The sequence below is a fragment of the Snodgrassella sp. M0351 genome (assembly GCF_016100575.1).
Taxonomy (GTDB): domain Bacteria; phylum Pseudomonadota; class Gammaproteobacteria; order Burkholderiales; family Neisseriaceae; genus Snodgrassella; species Snodgrassella alvi.
On record NZ_JACFSG010000001.1, the window covers coordinates 862,183 to 885,126 of the forward strand.

Sequence of the window (22,944 nt, forward strand, 5' to 3'; positions counted from 1 at the left end):
TCAATAGTTTAACGGTGAGTTACCAGAATAATGTTCAGATGGTCAGAGACAGAAAAAGATGTTTGATTTCTGCCCATGCATTACCTTCTTCTGCACCTTTAATTTGTCGGTCGATAAACGCACATATCTGTAAAGCTTCAAGAAGACGTCTGATGCCGATACGTTTGGCAGCCTGTGGTGCTAAAGTCTGTTTTTCACCCCATAAACGCAGGCTTTGGCGCATTTCACTGATTGATTTACCTTGCTTTAATGCTGCAAGTAAGCGTATGAGAGTACGAATATCCTCACTGATAACCCATAATAATAGTACCGGTTCATTTCCCTCAGATGCAAGACCTTCCAGTAAACGTAATACGCGTTCTGAGTTTCCGCTCATCCATGCTGCTGACAATTGAAAGATATCAAAACGTGCTACGTTAGCTACTGCTGTCTGTGCGTCATCCAGAGTAACGGTATGTCCGGCCGGATGAATTAGAGCCAGTTTATCGATTTCCTGCTTTGCGGCTAAAAGATTGCCTTCTACTTTTTCTGCAAACAGGGCAAGTGCATCATTATCGATATTCAGATTCTGAGCCGCCAGCCGATTTTTTATCCACTGAGGTAATGCATTTTGATTAATTGATTTTGCCTCAAATATCTGAGCATTTTTTGCCCAGCTTGAAAACCATTTACTCTGTGTTTGTAATCGTTCCAGTTTAGGAAGTATTAAAAGCAGGCAGGTATTTTCCGGCAATTGTTCAGCCAATTGTTGTAATACTGCGGCTCCTTCTTTGCCGGGTTTACCAGAGGGAATATGAATTTCCAGTAATTTTTTATCAGCAAATAAGCCAACGGAATGAACTGAGGACAGAAGTGATGCCCAGTCGAATCCGGTTTCTATATTGATAACTTCGCGCTCATTATATTGCTGACTGCGTGCAGCTGAACGGATAGCATCTAAAGCCTCTATTCGCAATAATTCTTCTTCACCGTGAATCAGATATGCTGCAGACAGAGGCTGGACTGATAAATTACTCATTCGTTAGTAGTTACAGGCAGAAAAGCCAGGCGACGTACAATTTGTTCTGCAGCATCGGTACGCATATCATGCCAAATCATACGTTGTTCATCTTCTTTGGCCAGTACCTCATGATCAGAATAATCCATATAACGGTGTACTGTGACTTGTATCGGATCGCCTAGTGGCTGATCATTATGATAGGCTTGTACATTCACTTTCAGTGTGAGCAGATATTCACTGGCTCCGCCAGATAAATCTACTGCTGATGTAGAAGAATCCTGTGTCGCTGAAATGACTTTTACCACTACATCCGGATGTTCAGTATCCACAATTACATCAGGCTGCCGCCGCAATACGACTTCCAGAGCCCGCTGCATACTACCGCCTTCAATCTTCCAGCTATGGTATGGCATGGGTGTGTCGAATCCGGAAGTTCCTTTCAGATGGAATCCGCAGCCTGTTAATACAAACAGAGTAGCCAATAGCAGCCATTTTTTCATGTTTGAACCTTATCTTGCTTATGCCAGTTTGCTATGCAGTAAAGACTGAACTTGCTGAGGGTTCGCTTTACCGCGAGAAGCCTTCATTACCTGCCCTACGAGAGCATTAAATGCTTTTTCCTTGCCGGATTTGAATTCTTCTACAGATTTCTGATTATTAGCGAGTACTTCATCAATAATTTTTTCAAGGGCACCTGTATCCGTCATCTGTTTCAAACCATCACGTTCGATAATGGCATCAGCAGTAAGATCACTGTTCCACATGGCTTCAAATACCTGTTTAGCCAGTTTATTGCTTAAAGTATTATCTGCAATTCTACTTGTTAATCCGGCAAGACGTTCAGCACTAATCGGGCTTTCAGAAATATCTATTCCCGCTTTATTCAGAGCAGCTGCAAGTTCTCCAAGCATCCAGTTAGCAACAAGTTTACCGTGACCATGAACTTTTGCAGCCTGCTCAAACCAGTTTGCCTGTATATGATTACTAGTTAATAATCGTGCATCATAATCAGAAATACCATATTGATCGATAAAACGACCGGCCATCTCTTTAGGTAGTTCAGGCATGCCTGCCTTAGCTGCATCAAGCATGGTATCGGTAATGATCACAGGTAATAAATCAGGGTCAGGAAAATAACGGTAATCATGAGCATCTTCTTTACTGCGCATGGCGCGAGTTTCACCCTTGTTCGGATCAAACAAACGTGTTTGCTGAATGACTTTACCGCCGTCTTCAATTAATTCAATTTGTCGTTCCACTTCATAGTTAATGGCTTGTTCCAGAAAGCGGAATGAGTTCAGATTTTTAATTTCACAACGGGTGCCAAACTCAGCCTGTCCTTTCGGGCGTACTGAAACATTGGCATCAATACGGAAAGAACCTTCTGCCATATTACCGTCACATATGCCTAACCAGGTTACCAGGCTATGCATTGTTTTAGCATAAGCAACAGCATCTGCTGCTGAGCGCATTTCTGGTTCTGACACGACTTCCAGTAACGGAGTACCAGCCCGGTTTAAATCGATTCCGGTATAGTGTTCAAATTCATCATGGATGGATTTACCGGCATCTTCTTCCATATGAGCTCTGGTAACATTAATGGTTTTAACTTCATTACCAACCACGATTTCAAGTTTTCCGTGCTCAACTATCGGTAAATCAAGCTGACTAATCTGATAACCTTTAGGCAAGTCCGGATAAAAGTAGTTTTTCCGGTCAAAAACATTTTTCCGGTTAATATTCGCACCTAAAGCCAATCCAAGTTTAATGGCCTTGTTCACCACATCACGATTCATTACTGGTAAGGCACCAGGCAGTGCGCAATCCACAACATTGGCCTGAGCATTGGGTGCTGCGCCAAATGCAGTAGATGATCCACTAAAAATTTTGGAACGCGTGTTTAACTGAACGTGGATTTCCAGACCGATTACTGTTTCCCAATTCATTCTGTCTTCTTTCAATTCGTATACTGGCAATTATTGTACAAATGGAGTTTTGGTATGCCAGTCACTATGTTGCTGAATCTGGTGTGCAATACCTAGCAGACGGCTTTCTGCGAAATAATTACCGATAAGCTGAGCGCCTACGGGTAATCCGCTTGTGGTAAATCCTGCCGGCAGAGAAATACCCGGCAAACCGGCAAGATTTAAAGAAACGGTGTAAATATCAGAAAGATACATTTCAACAGGATCACTATTATGGCTATCTAATAATGGTGCTGCAGTAGGCGCAACCGGAGCCAGAATAATATCGCACTGTTTTAACGCTGCCTGGAAATCGTTTGCAACCATTCTGCGTAATTTTTGTGCTTTCAGGTAGTAAGCATCATAGTAACCGTGAGACAAAACATAAGTGCCTATCATAATGCGGCGTTTTACTTCAGACCCGAAACCTTCCGCACGGGTATTACTGTACATTTCGTCCAGATTATCGAATTCAGCAGCGCGATGTCCATAACGAACACCGTCGTAGCGTGACAGGTTTGTACTGGCTTCAGCTGAAGCCAGTACATAATAGGCAGGAATGGATAGTTCTGTATGTGGTAAAGTAATATCTACAATTTCCGCACCCAGTTTTTTGAGTACTTCTACAACACTATCAATTGATGAATGTACTTGTGCGTCCAGACCTTCGCCAAAAAATTCGCGCGGCAGACCTACTTTTAAACCTTGTAATGATTGATTTAAATCGCGGGTATAGTCCTCTTTATTACGCTCTATACTGGTAGAGTCCCGCTCATCAAAACTCGCCATACTATTCATTAACAAGGCGCAATCTTCTGCTGTCTGAGCCATTGGTCCGGCCTGATCAAAGCTGGAAGCATAAGCAACCATACCGAAACGGCTAACTACACCGTAGGTGGGTTTCAGACCAGTAATACCACAGTGTGAGGCAGGCTGGCGAATGGAACCGCCAGTATCTGAACCCAGCGCAACCGGTGCTAGCCGCGCAGCCACGGCTGCTGCTGAACCACCAGAGGAACCACCCGGAACATGATTAAGCTGCCAGGGATTGTGAGTTATACCATAGTAGGAAGACTCAGTTGTTGAACCCATGGCAAATTCATCCATATTGGTTCTGCCCAGGGTTACCATACCTGCATCAAGCAAATTCTGAACTACTGTTGCTGTATAAGGTGCAGTAAAAGTATCCAGCATTTTACTGGAACAGGCACTGCGCCATCCCTGCTGGCAGAATATATCTTTATAGGCTATGGGTACACCAGTTAATATATTTGCTGAACCCTGCGCCAAACGTGCATCAGCTGTCTTGGCTTCAGCTATAGTGCGTTCTTTATCCAGTGTGATATAAGCATTAAGACTGGCATTTTCACTTTCAATTGCAGCCAGATACTCCTGCGCCAATTCGACAGCTGAAGCCTGTTTTGATTGCAGTAAGTCACTGCACTGTTTTAATGTATAATTTTTTGGCATAGTGGTTATATAACTTTCAGGCAACATTGTCTGTAGTTACCTGCAATAAATTTAAATATGAATGAACAAGTCATTGTGGTAAGGGTTGAGTTATTCAATAACCTTGGGTACAAGATATAAATCCCTGTCTACCAGCGGTGCGCATGACTGGATTGCATGATGCTCGTCTTTTTCAGTAACTGCATCGTCGCGTAAACGCAAGGCCAGTTCATGCGGATGTGCCATCGGTTCAATCCCGTCAGTATTGACTTCCTGCATTTTTTCGACCAGATCGAATACATGGTTCAGCTCTGTCAGCATGTTATTTCGCTCTGCTTCTGAAAGACTCAAGCGAGAGAGGCGTGCGAGCTTATCTACATCACTTAATGTTAAAGCCATCAAAAATCCTTAAATTTGATTTAGCAAAACGGGCAAACTGCGGTATCATTGCGCGTTCTGATTCGGTTGTTACATAATATAGAATTATAACCGAAAACCCTATTCTTTGGCGTACTGATTTGCTGAGTACAGTGCGCCGTAAAACTGCTTTTGCCATACTTATAATTTAAAAGTTCATTAGGACATCCTCATGTTTCGCTTTTTTTCCAAATATTTATCCAATGATCTGGCTATTGATCTTGGTACCGCCAACACTTTGATTTTTATTAAAAATAAGGGTATTGTTTTAAACGAGCCGTCTGTGGTGGCCGTGCAAAATGACACCATAAATGCTAAAAACGGCATGCTGGCTGTGGGAACAGCAGCAAAGAAAATGCTGGGGCGTACGCCGGGAAGCATTCAGGCAATACGACCTATGAAAGATGGTGTGATTGCTGACTTTAATGTCACTGAAAAAATGCTCAAGCAGTTTATCAAAAAGGTAAACAACAGCCGGTTTACTGCTCCCCGAATCGTTATTTGTGTTCCATGCGGTTCAACTCAGGTAGAACGTAAAGCTATTCGTGATTCAGCTCTGGCAGCCGGCGCATCGATTGTAAATCTGATTGAAGAGCCTATGGCAGCAGCAATTGGAGCGGGTTTGCCTATTGAAGAACCAACTGGCTCAATGGTCGTGGATATTGGCGGCGGTACAACAGAAGTTGGTGTGATTTCTTTATCTGGTGTAGTTTATTCTCACTCAATCCGTGTAGGTGGTGATGCATTTGATGATGCTATTATTAACTATGTGCGCCGCAATTATGGCATGCTGATTGGTGAATCTACTGCTGAAGAAATTAAGAAAAATATCGGTTCTGCTTTCCCCGGTATGGAAGTAAAAGAAATTGAAGTAAAAGGCCGCAATCTGGCAGAAGGTATTCCTCGTGCTTTTACAATCAGTTCGAATGAAGTTCTGGAAGCGCTGACTGAACCACTCAATCAGATTGTACAGGCAGTTAAAAATGCTTTGGAGCAAACTCCCCCGGAGCTGGGTGCGGATATTGCTGACCGTGGTTTGGTGTTAACCGGCGGCGGCGCTTTACTTAAAGGTCTGGATCGCCTGCTTTCAGAAGAAACCGGTTTACCAGTTATGATTGCCGAAGATCCGTTAACTTGTGTTGCACGGGGTTCTGGTCATGCATTGGATATGATTGGTAAAATGAACTCTGTATTTGTATCCAATCCGTAAATGCAGCACTGTTTGTCAGATATAAGATAATAATGGCAGAGCCTTCACTCAATTTTGTACACAATGGTCTGCGCAGTACCAGTAAACTGGTTGTACTGTCACTGTTAGCAGTTGTATTGCTGTTGCTTGATAACCGGTATGATGTGGTTAAAATTAGCCGCAATTATATCGGTACCGCATTATATCCTTTACAGTGGCTGGCTATGCAGCCGGTTAATGCTGTATCTAATGGTATGGTGTTTCTTGAAAAGCAGCAGAATCTGAGCGATGAAAACAAATTGTTGAAGGCTCAAAATGCGCAGCTTAAATTACAAATTAGTCAGCGTGACGTACAGTTAAAGTCAGTAATCAGTCTTGATCATCTGACTCAGCTTCAGAAAGCAGCATTACCTCAGGCGCAGGTTGCACAGATTGTATCAAGTGATACTAATCCGCTGACTGACCGCTTCATTATAGATAAAGGCAGTCATCATCAAATTCGACAGGGTGATGCCGTAAGTGATGAACATGGTCTGATTGGTCAGATTACAGCTGTTCAGCCATTGAGTTCTGAAGTGACACTAATTACCAATAGTAATGCAGTTATTCCGGCGATGGTAATGCGTACTGGAGTACGCACACTGGTTTATGGCCGTTCAGGTAGTTTGGATCTGCGTTACTTTCCGGCTAATGCCAGCCTGTTACGTAATGATTTACTGGTTACTTCAGGCATGGATAGTATTTATCCTGCCGGAATACCTATTGCCACTGTCATACAAGCGCAGAGTGGTAATGGTTCACCCTATTACCGGACACAGATTGAACCTGTAGCGCAACTACGCAATAGTAATTTTGTACTGGTTATCCCGCAAAAGCATGCGCAGATAGTTGATCATTATGCTGATGCAACAGCCACTAATACTTTATCCATCAATCATGACTGAAGTTGACAGCTTGCACCGCCATACCAGAAAAAGGCTTATTGTACTAAGCTTAGTAATTGCATTATTTCTGGATCTGATTCCGTTTCCTCAGCCTCTGGCTGGCTGCCTACCTGCATTTACAGCCATGATGACATTGTATTGGAGCTTGCACCGACCACAAAATATCGGTATCGGTATGGCTTTTGTATTAGGACTGCTCTTGGATGTGGGAATTGGTACTCCGTTCGGGCAACATGCATTAGGCTTGATGGCAGCTGTCTATTTGATTGAACAAAACAGGCATCAGATGCTTGGTTATTCTTATGCTTACCAGGCTCTGACTATTTTCGGCAGTCTGATGCTAATGACTCTGATTTTAGTCGTTGTACACTTCTTTTCTACCCATCAGTTTAGTGGCTGGAATCTGTTTGTTTCACCATTTATCAGTGCTCTGCTCTGGCCTCTTTTATCTAAATTCATGCTTTATCTCGCCTATTCAAGACGTCTATGAAAGCACTGCAATTCCGAACTAAAAAAAAGCGTGTATCTAAACCTGCGCAAAATGGCGATCTCGGTTTACGGATTGCAGTAGCCTTTGCTTTGATTATTATTTGTTTTTCTATGCTGATTGCCAGGTTTGTATACTTGCAAGTAATCAAATATGATGAATATGTCATTGCCGCTACTAATAATCGTATCTCATTAATTCCTACACCACCCATTCGTGGAGAAATAGTTGATGTTAATGGCGTGGTACTGGCACATAATTATCCGGCTTATTCTCTTGAGATAACCCCTAATCAGATACCGGGTAAACTCGAAGATACAATTAATGCCTTGCGCAACTATGTGGACATTACCCCCAGCGATATGAAGCGGTTTAATAAATTCCGGGCAGAATACCGTTCTTATGAAAAAATACCTTTAAAACTTAAGTTAACAATGGAAGAAGCCAGTCGTCTGGCGGCTGAACTTTATCGTTTTCCGGGTGTTGAAATTAATGCGCGAACATTTCGCGATTATCCTTATGGCGAATTACTTGCTCACATCGTAGGCTATATCGGCCGGATCAGCGACCGCGATATGGCAGCTCTCGACAAAGCTGAACTGACAACACTTTATCGTGGTAGCACTCATATAGGAAAAATGGGGCTGGAAGAATACTATGAACGCCAATTACATGGTATTCCGGGTTATCGTGAAGTTGAAAAGGATGCGCAGGGACATATTGTTCGTACTATTAAAACAGTGCCGGCAGTGCCCGGACAAACGCTTCGTCTGGGACTCGATATCCGTGTACAGCAAGAAGCAGACCGGTTGATGGGTGATAAACGTGGTGCTTTAGTTGCTATTAATCCGCAAACGGGTGCGATACTGGCTATGGTATCCAAACCCAGCTATAACCCGAATCTGTTTATTGATGGAATCGATACTGATACGTGGAAAAGTCTGAATGAAGACTGGCGTCACCCGCTTTTAAATCGTGCGACTCAGGGTATGTATCCTCCCGGATCTACATTTAAGCCTTTTCTGGCAATGGCTGCTTTGGAAAGTGGCAAACTGACTCAGAGTACAGTTTTACCTGCTCCGGGGTTTTGGAGTATTCCCGGATCAACCCATCAGTTTAGGGATGCTGCGCGAGGTGGCCATGGATCAGCCAATCTGAATAAAGCTATTCAGGTTTCGTCAGATACATTTTTTTACCGTCTGGGCTATGAAATGGGGGTGGATCGTATGTCACCTTATTTAGCTGAGTTTAATCTTGGTAAGCAGACGGGTATTGATATAAATCATGAATATGCTGGTGTATTGCCAACACGCGCTTGGAAAGAAAAAAGATTTGCCCGCTCTAAACCTCAGGCACGCGTATGGCAGCCGGCTGATAGTGTGAGCATGGCCATCGGTCAGGGCTATAATGCGTATACTCCTCTGCAGATGGCTTTTGCTACAGCAATTCTCAGTAATGATGGTGTGGTTTACCGCCCTCATCTGGTTCAGGCATTACTTGACCATAATTCGAAAAAAATGACTTTAATCGACCCGCAACCAGTTAGAACTGTCCCTTTCAAACGTGGCAATTTTGAATATGTTAAAGATGCTATGCAAAAAGTATTAAAACCGGGTGGTACGGCTGCGGCAGTAGGTTCTGGGCTGGCTTATACTATGGGCGGCAAAACCGGTACTGCTCAGGTCGTACAGATTAAACAAGGTGCACGTTATAATGCGGCAGCATTAAAACTACAGCTGAGAGACCATGCATGGTTTATTGCATTCGCGCCTGCAGATAAGCCACAGATAGCGATTGCAGTTATTCTTGAAAACAATGGTTGGGGTGCTACAGCAGCCCCTCTGGCTCGTCAATTAGCTGATTTTTATCTTTTGAAATTAAAAAATCTCCCTAGTGCAAAAGAAGCAGCTAATTCTGCAGACTTACCGGTGAATGATTTATCCAATAATGCCATGATGGATGCAAAACAACATAATGAGCATAGTCAGACTGACTTACCTCCGTTATTGCGTGCTTATCGTCCTCAGCCAGGCCTGTGAGATAAACAATGATCAATGAACAAAAATGGTTTAAACGTCTCTGGATCAAACTTTGGGCACCTATGGATGTATGGCTTTTTTATGCCATGTTGATTATTTATGTAATGAGTTTGTTTTTGCTCTATTCTGCCGACGGTCAGGATTTTGGTCAGCTTGAAAATAAGACCCTGCATACTATTCTAAGTTTTATCTTACTTTGGGTTATTGCGCGTACTCCTCCTCAGATATTAAGTAATTTTGCTTTACCTGCATATTGTTTGGGGATTTTGCTATTGATTGGGGTACATTTTGCCGGAATTACGGTAAATGGTTCTACACGATGGCTGAATGTTGGTATAGCCCGTATTCAGCCTTCAGAAATTATGAAAATTGCCGTACCGATGCTGATTGCGTGGTACTTTCAGAAAAATGAAAGTAATATTCGCTGGTATCATTATATTATTGCTTTCGTACTGATATTCATTCCGGTAGCACTGATTTTAAAACAGCCGGACTTGGGGACTGCTACTCTGATTATGGCTTCAGGTCTGTTTGTGATATTTTTTGCCGGTTTACCGTGGAAAGTCATCATTTCAGCAATTATTGGTTTCGTTGCCATGCTGCCATTGATCTGGAATTACGGTATGCATGATTATCAGCGTATGCGTGTATTGACTTTACTGGATCCAACTAAAGACCGGCTGGGTGCCGGATACCATATTCTCCAATCTATGACAGCAATTGGTTCTGGCGGAATATGGGGCAAAGGATGGTTAGAAGGTTCGCAAACACATTTAGATTATATTCCTGAATCAACTACAGACTTCATTTTTGCAGTGTTTGGAGAAGAGTTTGGCCTGATAGGAAATATTTTACTGGTAACCGTATATACGTTTATTCTTGTGCGCGGCCTTTATATAACCTTTAAAGCGCCAACCTTATATTGCCGAACCCTGGCTGGAGCATTAACCATGACCCTTTTTTGCTATGCATTTGTAAATATGGGTATGGTTAGCGGGATTTTACCTGTGGTAGGAGTGCCTTTACCATTGGTAAGCTATGGTGGTACAGCTACGTTATCGGTAATGGTAATCTTAGCTATGCTGATGGGTATAAGCAATCAGCGTAAACAATAATATTTTATTTATTTGTTTAAGATAAAAAATATTGTTAGCTTACATGTCATAAGTACAATAATGAAAAACGAAACCTTGTTCGAAGGTTTCGTTTTCTAATGTATTAGATATACTATCTAATTGTCTGCTTCTAAAAATTCTATTTAGGTCTATGGACTAGTACTTCATCAATCAAACCATATTTTTTCGCTTCTTCGGCTGACATAAAATTATCACGGTCGGTATCTTTTTCAATCTGTTCAAGTTTCTGTCCGGTATGACGGGCAAGGTGCTCATTTAACTGTTTTTTCAGTTTAAGTAACTCACGTGCGTGGATTTCGATGTCTGAGGCCTGACCACCTAATCCGCCACTGATAAGCGGCTGGTGAATCATGACGCGGCTATTAGGCAAGGCAAAGCGTTTACCTTTAGCCCCTGCAGAAAGTAAAAAAGCACCCATACTGGCGGCCTGTCCCAGGCACAACGTTGCTACATCGGGCTTAATAAAATTCATCGTATCAAAAATTGACATGCCTGCTGTAACTGAACCACCCGGAGAATTAATGTAAAGAGAAATATCCTTGTCAGGATTTTCACTTTCCAGAAATAATAACTGGGCAACCACCAGATTGGCAGTTTCATCGGTAACCGGTCCTACCATAAAAATAATGCGCTCTTTAAGCAGGCGTGAATAAATGTCGTATGCACGTTCTCCGCGACCGCTCTGCTCTACTACCATAGGTACCAGACCCAGATTTTCAATATGTGACATATTTTTTCCTCAGTTGAAATAAAAGCACCTAAGCAGCTTTGCAACTACTTCGGTGCTTGGTCATATCAGATTATGTATTTTAGATTCAGGCTTGGGCCTGCTGACCCATTACTTCATCAAAAGTCAGTACTTTATCAGTCACTTTTGCTTTGCCTAATACATAATCAACTATATTCTGCTCAATGGCTAATGAAGTAGGTGCCTGAAGATTTTTTCTGTCGCTGTAGTACCAGTCGATAACTTCCTGCGGATCTTCATAGCTATCAGCAAATTCATTAATAACGTTACGCACCTGCTCTTCTGTTGGCTCAAGCTTTTCTTCACGAACCAATTCACCCATAATCAGGCTGATGGCAACACGACGACTAGCCTGTTCGTTAAACATGTCCAGAGGTAATTCCAGATCTTTCTGATCCATACCTTGAGCAGCAAAATTTTCTTTCATTCTTGCTGCCATGCTTTTAGCTTCTTCTGTAATCAGTGAGGAAGGTACTTCAATCGGTGTTGCAGCCAGTAATGCATTAATTGCACTGTCTTTAGTCATTTCGCTAACGCGACGGTTTACTTCACGGCTGACATTTTTTTTGATTTCAGCACGCATTTTTTCGACATCACCGTCTTCAATACCAAGTGACTTGGCAAATTCTTCATTTACTTCCGGCAGAACTGCTTCAGAAACGTTTTTCAGAGTAATAGTGAAATTTGCAGTTTTTCCTGCCAGCTCTTTGCTTTGGTAATCTTCCGGAAAAGTAACGGCAACTTCTTTTACGTCATCTTCTTTCATGCCAGCAATACCTGCTTCAAAATCCGGCAGCATCTGGCCTTTGCCCAGCATAAACGGATAATTTTCAGCAGTACCACCAGCAAAGGCCTCACCGTCAATTTTGCCGGCAAAGTCAATAATAACCCGATCACCTTCACGTGCCTCACGTTCAACATGATTAAAACGGGTACGCTGCTGGCGCAGAATATCAACAGTTTTATCTATTTCTGCATCACCGATTTCAGTGCTGAACTTCGTTACTTCCTGATTACTTAAATCACCGACTTTGATTTCTGGAAATTCTTCAAATACTACGGCAATTTTATAAACTTTTTCATCATCCTGATCGGCATCTTCCAAAGCAGTCAGGCTTTTCAGACCAGCAACTTTTAGTTTTTCAGCTACAATGATATCTTCAAATGCTTTATGGGTCATTTCGTTCAATACTTCGTCACGAATACCATAGCCGTACATAGAGTCGATTATTCTCAGCGGTGCTTTACCGGGACGAAAGCCATCAACACGGGCACGTTTCTGTGCTACTTTCATGCGTGCGTTGACTTTTGCTCTGATGTCTTCCCAGCTCAGAGCCAAAATGATTTTACGCTCTAAATTATCTAATTTTTCTACTGTTACGCTCATCGTAAACCCTTAGATGTCAGTTGATCTGGTTTTGGTTTCATTTGTCTTAAGCTACTGCTTTTGGGCTGTACGCACACGGGCATTTACTCATGCAGACAAAAATTAAATGGCAAGTGTACCATAAGCCTTTACAAAAACCTATGTACTGATAAAAACACTTGCCGCTGTTCAGGTTTAGTTGTTTTTACAATTTGTTTTCATTATACGCTGCACTTCATGCCAGCAGCCGTCTACACGCTCTTCAACCACTGCAACCATACCCTGGCGGATTTGCTTAATCTGATTGAAGGTAACTATAGCATTACTACTGATGCGTGCAGGAGACAGAAAAGATAAATGGTCAAGTACGTAAAAACGACTATTTTCTGAGCATTTAAATTCATCCCAGTTTTCTACATAATACCCTTGCCAGCTCAAAGAATTTAATGGTGCTGGCAATTGTTGCTGTGGTTCAGGCATAAACAGCATACCGCGAATAATGCTGGCATGTTGCAATTGCTCATGCTCCAAAGATAAATCTTTCAGGATATTTTCAGCAGCAGGCTCCGTGCTTAACCTGAGCTGCTGCTGGATTTTATGCATTTTATTAATAAGCTGGTCAGTCGGATTCAGACCGGTAAAGTTTTCAAGTTGATTTGACCGGCTGCCATAATATTTAGTTGCTAACTCCAGATGGTAAATACTTTCGTTTAACTGTACGATAAAATCGAAAGCCCCCAATGTTTGCTGATTATGCTGAACCTGCACATTATGTGCAATCAGTCTACTGTGCGGAGCATGTAAAAACCAATACCTGAGTAAACGTTCTGCATAAATGCCCAGGCGGCTCTGATATCCGCCATGTTTTTTCAGAAATAAATACAGGCTTTCAGGCTGCTCATCCAGAGAAAGTAAAAATCGGAATCCTTCATCTCCCAATAGTACTGAAACTGGTATCTCGGCAGATGATATCCATGGAGGTGGTGCCGTTAACAGACTGGCCAGATCGCGTACGATCGTTTTTTTTAAACGCCACCAAATCGGATCTGAAGAATAATTCATACTGGCACCCTTTTCTTTTGCAGAAAAATATTTACAATATAATACTAATTTTGATTTTTTTGTAATTGCTGACTAACAGTATTGTAGAATCCGCGCAAGACATCGATATCTTCTGTGCTTAATTGTGCACGGTCGAACATTGCAGCCATGCGTCGCATCAGCCTTTTTTCATTGCGCCGGTTAAAGAAGCCGGCCAAATTCATTACCTGTTGTAAATGTTCTACCATACCGCTTGTTTGCTGATGAGTAGCCAGATTCTGTTCTTGTTTTAGATGTGTCATACTGATATCAACATGGCTGAACAATTCATAACATATAATTTGCACCGCCTGGGCCAGATTAAGAGAAAAATAATCCGGATTACCATTAATAGTAATCAGACGATTGCAACTTTGAACTTCATCTATACTTAATCCAAAAGTTTCATTTCCAAATACCAGTGCTATTTGCTGACCTGTACCGGCTGCCAAAATTAATGAGGGCATGATTTCCCGCGGGGTATGTAGCGGAGCGGACAACTCACGCCGCCGGCTGGTTAAGGCGCAAGATAAAGTAGTATCTGCAAGAGCATCATCCAGTGTAGCGACAATCCGTGCATTTTCCAGTACATCACGAGCACCTGAGGCCAGGATAAAGCTTTCTTCAGGTAATACAAATGCAGCTGGATTGGCATAATCGAACTTAGCAGGGTCAGATGTCATTGGCGTCTGCATCAAATTCGGTGCAACAAGAGTAAGTCTGGTTAAACCCATTGTTTTCATGGCTCTTGCTGCAGATCCGATATTGGCAGGATGACTGGTTCGGCTAAGTACAATAGTAATGTTGTTGAGAAAATCCGGTAGAACAGGTTTATTCATATCAGTGATTAATACAGACATCTGCTGAATGCAGAAATTCTGCGTATTATAGCAAAATCAGGCCTCTCAATCTGCTACGAGAGCATAATTTTGGCAAAAACACTTTTTGTCGTATAATTGGCAATATTCTGTTTATATTGCCGCAGTGTTTCTATGCGGCATTTGTTCTTTAAAATACCCATTGTATATCTGTTTTAGCTTTTAAGCCCTATCTCGAGAATTAGCATGAATCCTATATTAACTACTGCGTGGAAAGCAGCACGCAAAGCCGGCCAAATGATGCATCGTGCCAGCAGCAATTTAAACAACATTAAAATTGATAATAAAGCTGCTAATGATTTTGTTTCAGATGTAGACCGCGAGGCTGAGCATATTATTGTTAACACTATTCAGGAAGTCTATCCTCATCATGCTGTTTTGAGTGAAGAGGCTGGTCATTCAGGTAATACTAATGCGGAATATCAATGGATTATTGATCCGCTGGACGGTACAACCAATTATTTACACGGACATAAACAGTACGCTATTTCTATGGCTTTGCTGCATAAAGGTACTTTAGCCGAAGCACTGGTTTATGCACCGGAACAGAATGATTTATATGTTGCCAGCCGGGGTCAGGGCGCTTTGCTTAATGATAAGCGTATACGGGTTAGCAATCGAAGTGATTTATTGCGCAGCCTGATAGCTACAGGTTTTCCAGTTGTTGACCAAAGCATGATGGATACCTATCTGGCAATTTTAAAAGACGTACTGGCTAAAACAGCCGGTGGTCGCAGAGAAGGTTCTGCTGCTCTGGATTTATGTAATGTTGCCTGTGGCCGAGTTGACGGATATTTTGAGTTTAACCTGAAACCCTGGGATATTGCCGGTGGTGCTCTGATTGTGCAGGAAGCTGGCGGTATTGTTACTGATATGCATGGTGAACAAACTTGGCTGGATAGCGGGGATATTGTTGCTGCAAATCCCAAAATTCTTGCCCAGCTTTTACAAATTATTGCTCCGCATTTAGCTGTATAATGTTTTTATGGCAAATTGCTCCGGTTAAGGTCATTCGGGTACAACAAATTTTATATCTGCTTTTATAAAGATGATAATTATGAAAAAAATTTTGTTTTCGACTTTATTGGCTTCATATGCAGGTTTGGTATTGGCACAAGGTATTGCTGCTAATCATGCATGGGCACGGTTCAGTGTGCCGGGAATGTCTTCCAGTGGTGTATTTATGGATTTGGATAATCATTCAGGTAAAGATGATGTTTTACTGAGTGTATCCAGCCCGGTGGCAATGTCTGGTGAAGTGCATGAAACAACCGAAGTAGATGGCGTAATGAAAATGCGCCCTTTACCGCAAGGTTTGCCCTTACCTGCCGGTAAGGTGACCCAGCTTCAACCGGGGAAAATGCATATTATGTTAATGGGTTTAAAAAAGCCCTTAGTAAAAGGAACAACAATTCCGGTGCGTTTAACTTTTCGTTATGCCAAACCGTTAATGCTTAATGTTCCTGTCAGTGTCGGTTCTTCTAGTTCAGATAATCATCATATGCATCATTAGATTTGCAGCCAGTCTGTTAAACAGGCTGGCATTTATCTTTATCTTACAATCTCTGGTCTTTCAATAGATTCGTTTACTTAATTGACTAAGCTGATTGTTGGCTTCTAATTTAATCAGTAGGATATTTTTATTTTATTGATTGAATTTGTTTTATATAAAAATATATTTTGTTTCTTTGTTCTGATGATAAATCAGAACAAAGTTTTTGAGAATAATCCAATTTTAATTCAATATGATTTCCTTATTGCATTCAGGCAAATTCTGGTTGAAGCTGATCGTATTCAGCTGCCTGAGCATTATCCTTTTGCTGGCCATTGATATAGCCGTTTTGCATTATTTATTTAATGCAGAAGAAATTAATAAACGGGCAAATGCCATGATGGCAAATAGTGGCCATCAGGTTGTTTTTGACCAGGATATAAACCGTGCTATGTTTCCACGCCCGACAGTTACTTTGCACAATGTACGTATTAAAAATAAATTCAGCAAAGCAGACGATATTCATATTGATGATATGAAAATTGGTTTAGGGTGGCAAAGCTTGTTCGGTCGCATGACAATTGAAAAATTACAGCTTACAAATGCACACGTTAATCTTGTTAGAGATAGTCAGGGGCAATGGAATCTGAGCGATTTATGGGAACAACAACATAAAAATAATCAATTGAAAATTAATCGCTTTATTTTGGAAAATGCCAGCTTCCGTATCAATGACGGACAAAATATTCAGAAAATTAATCAGCTAAATTTACAATGGCATAATCTTGGTAATAACAGTTTGCTTAAACTGGATGGGACGCTCAGCGGCCAATACATGCAGACTATGCAATGTCAACTAAGTGCTGTTTACCGTCCTGATGCGGTTATGCAATGGCAGGATGTCAATCTGGAAGTAAAAACTAAACTACCTTCTTTGGGCGATAGTAATGGCCAATGGCATTTTGATGCACGCTGGCTGCCTCAGCAGCAGCTTTTTCAGACAACTGCTGTCCAATGGCAATGGCACAGTCAGCATAATCAGTTGCATATATCAGGTAATGGCCAGAACTGGCAACTTGGTTGGGCTAAACTCTTATTACCTCAATTGAACGGTGTGGCTACCGCACAAATTGGTGATAATGAGATTAATGCAACTTTATCAGCCAGTAATACTAGCTGGATACAGAATCAGTGGTCTTTATCACAATTTCAGATTGATAGCGGCTGGCAAAGTCATTTATATCAAACTGCTTTAACCGTGAGTGGTCAGTTAAACTGGCTGGATATGCGACATTGGAAAATTAGTAATTTATCGGTTAACAGCCATCAGGATACTGTTAATGCTCTGCCCAATTCGCGGTTTATCAGTGATCTAACTGGCAGCCTTCATGGAGATGACAACGGAAATGCACAGTTAGTATTACAAGGTCTGTTCGATAATCAGCCTGTGGATATTAATTTAAATTACCAAAGTGATAAAAATTCAGGAAAAGTGAATGGAAATATTCATCTTGTTCAGCTAAATCTGCGCCCGTATACAGATAATACTACCGGTATACTTCCGTCTGACTGGCAAAAGTTGTGGCAAAACTGGTTTAAAAACCGTTCTGTTAATATCCTGCTTAATATCGATTCTTTGCAGACGCATAAAGTGCAGCTGAATCAACTGAAAACCAATCTTTCAATTGATGTGCATAATTTTACACTGCAACCATTCAGTATTCAGATGTATGGCGGAAACACTCAGGGAATGTTACAGATTAGTAATGCCAATCCTTTGAGCTGGAAAATTCAGCAACATGTAAATAACGTGCAGATTAAATCTTTTCTTCAAGATATATTTGGCTGGCATAACCTTGATGGCACTGCAGATGCCGATTTTGAGTTACATGGTAATGGAATGAACCGTAATCAATGGCTGTCGACTCTGACTGGTAATGCTAAATTACAAATCCATCAGGGTTTTTGGAATGGGATTGATATCAATAATATTCTGCAAAACGGTGAAAATCAGACTACCGTTGCTTACAATGAAACCAGCCAAACACCATTCAGAATTATTAAGCTGTTTATTCCGGTAGAGAACGGTAATAGTAAAAACGGACGAATAGAATTGCATGCTGATAACTTTGATATTAAAGGTGTGGGTAGTGTTAAATGGTTACAGCAGCAAATGGATTATAATGTGCTGATTGCTACTCGGCGTGCCCAGCAGCAAAATTTACTGCCATTACGCATTAATGGCACTTTTAGCCGCCCTTCCTTTACTATTGATTATCAGAAACTGACTGCCGGTTTACACACTTCACAACAAAAACAGGACAGTTTGCGGCAAACATTACAGCAGCAATGGTTATGGCTTAATCAGGGAGCCAGTTCTTCTTCTGAAACTTATACCTCTGCTCGTCAGCCATGAGCGTTTATATTTTCCACGTGTGGCCGAAGCCAGATGAACTGGCTGAGAAGATTGGTAGTGATGAGCAGGCAGAAATCATAATAATTGCACAAAACTGGCCAGAATCTTTTACTGCACAATCACATGCCGGCCAGATTATTGTACAGCTCTGGGTTGAAGCCAGGATATTCTGGCAGCACCAGCCGGTATTTAGTTATCCATTTCGTCATGCAGGAAAATTTACTTTTATTCAGCCGCATGTATATGAACAATGGGTTCAGTTTAATCCCGGTATAGTCTGTACAAGTACGACGCCCGTTTATTCTGAATTCAGATATAAACCATGGCTTACCTTGCCGGATTTATTACCGGTTAAATCCGTGGTGGTGATTGGCGCAGGTATTGCCGGAGCTGCCACTGCCTTTGCTCTGGCAAAGCGTGGTATAGCAGTAACAGTCATAGAACAGCATACAATTGCCAGCGCAGCCTCAGGCAATCATCTTGGTCTGTTATACGCAAAAATTTCGGCGCATGCTACGGTTCAGACTGAGCTATTACTGGCAGGCTATGGCTACAGCCGGGCACTGCTCAGCAACAGTTTGCCTGCCGGTCAGGGCTGGCTGGATTGCGGTGTTATCCATCTGAATTACAATTCAAAAGAACAGCAACGTAATATGCTGCTGACTAATCAAAATCCGCAAAGTAAATTATTTCATGCTGTTACACAGGAAGAAGCCAGTCAGATCGCCGGTATAGATTTGCCGCATAGTGGTTTATGGTGGCCTTATGGCGCAGCAATTAATCCTCTCAGCTGGATTCAGAATATGCTCAGGCACCCGCTGATTCAGGTATTAACAACAACGAAAGTAAATGCCATTTGCCGGCAAAAGGATTTATGGCAGATAGATTGTCAGAATCAGCTTGAGGCATTTTCACTTAATGCATCTCATATTGTCATTTGTGCCGGAGCCGAAAGTAATTTTTTGTATCCGGTAACCGGATGGCCACTTCATAAAATACGCGGTCAGACAACTACAGCCAGTATAAAACAGGAGGTTGTGCAGCTGCACTGTGCATTGAGTGCAAATAGTTATATTACCCCGCAATGGCGTGATAAATTGTGTTTTGGCGCTACTTTTCATCCCAATCAAACCAATGATGATTTAACCAGTGAAGACGAAAAAGAAAACTGGCAGCAATTACGCCAATGGATGCCGCATCTTGCAGCAAACTTAGATTCTGATAACCCTTTGCAGGGACATGCAGCCATACGCTGTGATGCTTATGATCATTTACCGGTTGTCGGACCAATCGGCGATACATCTGCTATGTTCAAGTATTATGCGCAGTTACGTATGGATAAAAACTACCCACTTACTCAGCCCTGTCCATGGCTGCCGGGAGCATTTATCAATACCGCTCATGGCAGCCGTGGATTGATTACTGCTCCGCTATGTGCTGAAGCTATAGCTACATCTATTCTTGGTTTGCCCTCTCCTTTATCGGTACGCTTACAGCAGGCTTTACACCCTAATCGTTTACCCATCAGGATGCTCACTCATCACCAATCATTCACATTTGCTGAACAGACTAAGTAACATTTTGCATATATATAATGTTATAGGGTATCATTTATGTAATGTTATATAGTAACATTCTTGATTAAGATTGGTTATTAAAGGCTCAGTATGTTTTCACTCTTGCTTTGCGGAGCAATAAAACGTCTGTCATGGGTAAGCCTGATTCTGGTTTTACTCTGGTTAATGTATGCATGGGCGGTGTGCGGATCATGAGTATTCAGCTTGAAAATGTTACTGTGAGCTACAGACATCGACCTGCTATTCATCATATCAATATTGATTTTAATAAGAATGAGATGTGGGCTATATTTGGTCCGAACGGAGCGGGTAAATCAACTTTGCTTAAAGCCATTATGCATCTTGTTCGCCCTGATAGCGGGCAAATTAGCTGGGGAAAATTGCAGCGTTCCGATATTGCTTATCTGCCTCAGCAGTCGGATATTGATCGTAGCCAGCCGATGAGTGTATTTGAACTGGTAGCAATGGGTTTATGGTATGAAACAGGTTTTTTTACCAGTATATCTAAAACCATGTATCAGCGAATTTTTAATGTACTTAATCAGGTAGGGATGTTGCAATATAAAGACCGTAGTATTGCCCAGCTTTCCAACGGCCAATTTCAACGTGTATTGCTGGCGCGTATGCTGATTCAGAATGCAAGTGTATTATTACTGGATGAACCATTTAATGCTGTCGATGCGTCAACCACATTTGCTTTACTGGATATACTCAAGACATATCAGCAGCAACAAAAATGTACTGTTATTACCGTTTTGCACGATTATGAACAAGTACAAGCCTATTTCCCCAATACGCTATTAATTGCCCGTGAAAAAATTGCAGCAGGTAAAACGGATAAAGTAATAACAGAAAATAATCTGCAAAAGGCAGCGGCGGCTATGCAGCAATATGAACAAAACCAGTGGTGTGACAGGGACAGGTAAAACTGATGAATATTGTCCATTTACTTACAGAACCTTTTGCTGATTACGATTTTATGCGTTATGCACTCTGCTCTATTGTATTTCTTGCTTTAGGGACGGCACCGGTAGGGGTTTTTCTGATGATGCGCCGCATGAGTCTGGTTGGTGATGCTTTAGGTCATGCAATTTTACCGGGTGCTGCGGCTGGTTATATGATTGCCGGTCTCAGTCTGCCCGCAATGAGTTTAGGCGGCTTTATTGCCGGTTTACTGATGGCATTACTGGCCGGTCTGGCCAGCCGCTTTGCCGATGTACGTGAAGATGCCAGCTTTGCTGCTTTTTTTCTTACCTGTCTGGCTTTAGGCGTGGTATTGGTCAGTCGTGGCGGTAATAGCGTCGATTTACTGAATTTATTATTCGGCTCAATTTTATCGGTTGATCACGCAGCCTTAACTTTGGTTGCAGTAGTCAGCAGTATAACCATGCTGGTACTGGCTGTTATTTACCGGCCGCTGATGCTGGAAAGTATCGATCCGCTGTTTTTGCGTGCCGTAAACGGAAAAGGGACACTCTGGCATATTATCTTTTTAATACTTGTCGTTTTGAATCTGGTAGCTGGTTTTCAGGCATTAGGCACCCTGATGTCTGTAGGCTTGATGATGTTACCGGCTATCAGCGCAAGGCTATGGCATAAAACAATGGGCGGTATGATGACGATTGCTGCCGGTATTGCCATAGTATGCGGATTTATCGGATTACTGCTTTCTTACTATATAGATCTGCCTTCAGGTCCGGCAATTATTTTGTGCTGTGGTTTTGTTTATATTCTGTCTTTATTTATTGGTTGTGAAAACGGTATTTTATGGCGGTTATATAAACGTCACCGTCATCATATTGCCTGAAAAATTTTCAGTAAACTCATTCTAGGATATTAGTTGATGAAACGTGGTTTGTTTATCTGTCTGTTAACTTTATTTCTGACTGGTTTTGCCAGCATAATTCATGCAGCACCATTACCGGTAATCACAAGCTTTAGTATTTTGGGAGATGTCACACGGCAAATCGGCGGTGAACGAGTACAGGTACGAAGCCTGATTGGTACTGATCAGGATGCGCATATGTATCAGTTAGTAAGTAAAGATTTACGTGACATGCGTACTGCTAAACTGATTTTGCTTAATGGACTGGGTCTTGAACCTCTTACTTTGCAACGTGCTGCTCAGCAAAGCCGAGTACCGTTGTTTACTGTTACTCAGAACATTACACCGTTAATGCTGGCTGATGATGGTCACGGACATCATCAGCATACCGATCCGCATGTCTGGAATGACCCTGTTCTCATGCAAATATATGCACGCAACATTGCTAATGCTCTGATTAGTGTGGATCCGCAAGGTAAAGCCTATTATCAGCAGCGTCTGACTGCATATCAGCAACAACTTGCCGGATTGAATAACTGGGCAAGCAAAATGTTTAATGCAGTGCCTGCAGAAAAACGAAAAGTATTAACCGGACATGATGCTTTCGGTTATATGGCAAAACGTTATCGGATTGAATTTATTGCGCCACAAGGTATGAGCACCGAAGCAGAGCCTTCTGCCCGTCAGATTGCCGCTATTATCAGCCAGATCCGGCGCGATCATATTAAAGCTATATTTATGGAAAACATAAAAAATCCGAAGATGGTTCAGCGTATTGCCAGCGAGACTCAAACCAAAATATCTGGTCGTCTTTATTCTGATGCACTGAGCAAAGGTGCTCCGGCAGCTACATACATTGATATGTTCCGTTATAATGTAAATGCTTTATGCAGTGCGATGAAATAAATTTACAGATAAGCATATAGTCAGTGCTGGC

The 22,944-nt window shown here is 41.9% G+C and carries 21 protein-coding genes; 12 read left to right on the forward strand and 9 right to left on the reverse strand.

Features of this window, described 5'->3' with window-relative positions; genetic code table 11:
* Positions 1–34: 34 nt before the first annotated feature.
* The 5 genes from holA to gatC all read right to left on the reverse strand — a co-directional run bounded on the left by holA (position 35) and on the right by gatC (position 4,812).
* Positions 35–1,018 carry a DNA polymerase III subunit delta gene (holA, locus tag H3V01_RS03885; RefSeq protein WP_037474451.1) on the reverse strand — a complete coding sequence of 328 codons (984 nt, stop codon included), beginning with the start codon at positions 1,016–1,018 and terminating at the stop codon, positions 35–37.
* A complete protein-coding gene (locus tag H3V01_RS03890; protein ID WP_078475586.1) occupies positions 1,015–1,500 on the reverse strand; it encodes an LPS-assembly lipoprotein LptE in 486 nt (161 codons plus the stop codon). The genes holA and H3V01_RS03890 overlap by 4 nt, the downstream gene beginning before the upstream one ends.
* 18 nt (positions 1,501–1,518) lie before the next feature.
* Positions 1,519–2,961: an Asp-tRNA(Asn)/Glu-tRNA(Gln) amidotransferase subunit GatB gene (gene gatB / locus H3V01_RS03895; RefSeq protein ID WP_255516589.1), complete on the reverse strand. Its 1,443-nt coding sequence runs from the start codon at positions 2,959–2,961 to the stop codon at positions 1,519–1,521.
* A 15-nt stretch (positions 2,962–2,976) separates the two neighbouring features.
* Positions 2,977–4,461 (reverse strand): Asp-tRNA(Asn)/Glu-tRNA(Gln) amidotransferase subunit GatA, encoded by a 1,485-nt coding sequence (gatA, locus tag H3V01_RS03900; protein ID WP_232332587.1) that lies wholly within the window; start codon positions 4,459–4,461, stop codon positions 2,977–2,979.
* 63 nt (positions 4,462–4,524) lie between these two features.
* The gene (gene gatC, locus H3V01_RS03905) at positions 4,525–4,812 is read right to left on the reverse strand and encodes an Asp-tRNA(Asn)/Glu-tRNA(Gln) amidotransferase subunit GatC (protein WP_025330698.1); all 288 of its coding nucleotides are present in this window, start codon (positions 4,810–4,812) and stop codon (positions 4,525–4,527) included.
* Positions 4,813–5,002: 190 nt separating this feature from the next.
* Between gatC and H3V01_RS03910 the strand changes: the two genes are divergently transcribed.
* The 5 genes from H3V01_RS03910 to rodA are packed head-to-tail and all read left to right on the forward strand — an operon-like array spanning position 5,003 to position 10,604.
* The gene (locus H3V01_RS03910) at positions 5,003–6,040 is read left to right on the forward strand and encodes a rod shape-determining protein (protein WP_025330699.1); all 1,038 of its coding nucleotides are present in this window, start codon (positions 5,003–5,005) and stop codon (positions 6,038–6,040) included.
* A 32-nt stretch (positions 6,041–6,072) separates the two neighbouring features.
* The gene (gene mreC / locus H3V01_RS03915) at positions 6,073–6,963 is read left to right on the forward strand and encodes a rod shape-determining protein MreC (RefSeq protein WP_025330700.1); all 891 of its coding nucleotides are present in this window, start codon (positions 6,073–6,075) and stop codon (positions 6,961–6,963) included.
* A complete protein-coding gene (gene mreD, locus H3V01_RS03920) occupies positions 6,956–7,453 on the forward strand; it encodes a rod shape-determining protein MreD (protein ID WP_025330701.1) in 498 nt (165 codons plus the stop codon). The genes mreC and mreD overlap by 8 nt, the downstream gene beginning before the upstream one ends.
* Entirely contained in the window at positions 7,450–9,489 is a 2,040-nt protein-coding gene (gene mrdA / locus H3V01_RS03925) for a penicillin-binding protein 2 (protein ID WP_198186046.1), read from the forward strand. The genes mreD and mrdA overlap by 4 nt, the downstream gene beginning before the upstream one ends.
* Positions 9,490–9,497: 8 nt before the next feature.
* Complete coding sequence (rodA, locus tag H3V01_RS03930; RefSeq protein WP_025330703.1) at positions 9,498–10,604, forward strand: rod shape-determining protein RodA; 1,107 nt, start codon at positions 9,498–9,500, stop codon at positions 10,602–10,604.
* A gap of 139 nt (positions 10,605–10,743) precedes the next feature.
* Here the strand turns inward: rodA and clpP are convergent, their stop codons facing one another.
* From clpP to H3V01_RS03950, 4 genes are all read right to left on the reverse strand, one after another.
* On the reverse strand, positions 10,744–11,355 hold the full coding sequence (gene clpP / locus H3V01_RS03935) for an ATP-dependent Clp endopeptidase proteolytic subunit ClpP (RefSeq protein WP_025330704.1): 612 nt from the start codon (positions 11,353–11,355) through the stop codon (positions 10,744–10,746).
* Positions 11,356–11,440: 85 nt separating this feature from the next.
* Positions 11,441–12,760: a trigger factor gene (gene tig / locus H3V01_RS03940; RefSeq protein ID WP_198186047.1), complete on the reverse strand. Its 1,320-nt coding sequence runs from the start codon at positions 12,758–12,760 to the stop codon at positions 11,441–11,443.
* Between the two features lie 174 nt (positions 12,761–12,934).
* Entirely contained in the window at positions 12,935–13,801 is an 867-nt protein-coding gene (locus tag H3V01_RS03945) for a DUF1853 family protein (protein ID WP_198186048.1), read from the reverse strand.
* Between the two features lie 44 nt (positions 13,802–13,845).
* Positions 13,846–14,658: an RNA methyltransferase gene (locus H3V01_RS03950; protein ID WP_198186429.1), complete on the reverse strand. Its 813-nt coding sequence runs from the start codon at positions 14,656–14,658 to the stop codon at positions 13,846–13,848.
* Between the two features lie 225 nt (positions 14,659–14,883).
* Between H3V01_RS03950 and H3V01_RS03955 the strand changes: the two genes are divergently transcribed.
* The 7 genes from H3V01_RS03955 (at position 14,884) to H3V01_RS03985 (ending at position 22,913) form a co-directional block, all read left to right on the forward strand.
* Positions 14,884–15,675, forward strand: a complete 792-nt coding sequence (locus H3V01_RS03955; protein ID WP_025330708.1) for an inositol monophosphatase family protein — start codon at positions 14,884–14,886, stop codon at positions 15,673–15,675.
* Positions 15,676–15,754: 79 nt separating this feature from the next.
* Positions 15,755–16,210, forward strand: a complete 456-nt coding sequence (locus H3V01_RS03960) for a copper chaperone PCu(A)C (RefSeq protein ID WP_179300429.1) — start codon at positions 15,755–15,757, stop codon at positions 16,208–16,210.
* A 265-nt stretch (positions 16,211–16,475) separates the two neighbouring features.
* On the forward strand, positions 16,476–18,605 hold the full coding sequence (locus tag H3V01_RS03965; protein ID WP_198186049.1) for an AsmA family protein: 2,130 nt from the start codon (positions 16,476–16,478) through the stop codon (positions 18,603–18,605).
* On the forward strand, positions 18,602–20,182 hold the full coding sequence (mnmC, locus tag H3V01_RS03970) for an FAD-dependent 5-carboxymethylaminomethyl-2-thiouridine(34) oxidoreductase MnmC (RefSeq protein ID WP_198186050.1): 1,581 nt from the start codon (positions 18,602–18,604) through the stop codon (positions 20,180–20,182). The genes H3V01_RS03965 and mnmC overlap by 4 nt, the downstream gene beginning before the upstream one ends.
* A gap of 191 nt (positions 20,183–20,373) precedes the next feature.
* Positions 20,374–21,108 (forward strand): metal ABC transporter ATP-binding protein, encoded by a 735-nt coding sequence (locus H3V01_RS03975; protein WP_198186430.1) that lies wholly within the window; start codon positions 20,374–20,376, stop codon positions 21,106–21,108.
* A gap of 5 nt (positions 21,109–21,113) precedes the next feature.
* Positions 21,114–21,989 carry a metal ABC transporter permease gene (locus tag H3V01_RS03980; RefSeq protein ID WP_198186051.1) on the forward strand — a complete coding sequence of 292 codons (876 nt, stop codon included), beginning with the start codon at positions 21,114–21,116 and terminating at the stop codon, positions 21,987–21,989.
* A 36-nt stretch (positions 21,990–22,025) separates the two neighbouring features.
* Positions 22,026–22,913, forward strand: coding sequence for a metal ABC transporter substrate-binding protein (locus H3V01_RS03985; protein WP_198186052.1), 888 nt, complete (start codon positions 22,026–22,028; stop codon positions 22,911–22,913).
* Positions 22,914–22,944: the final 31 nt, after the last annotated feature.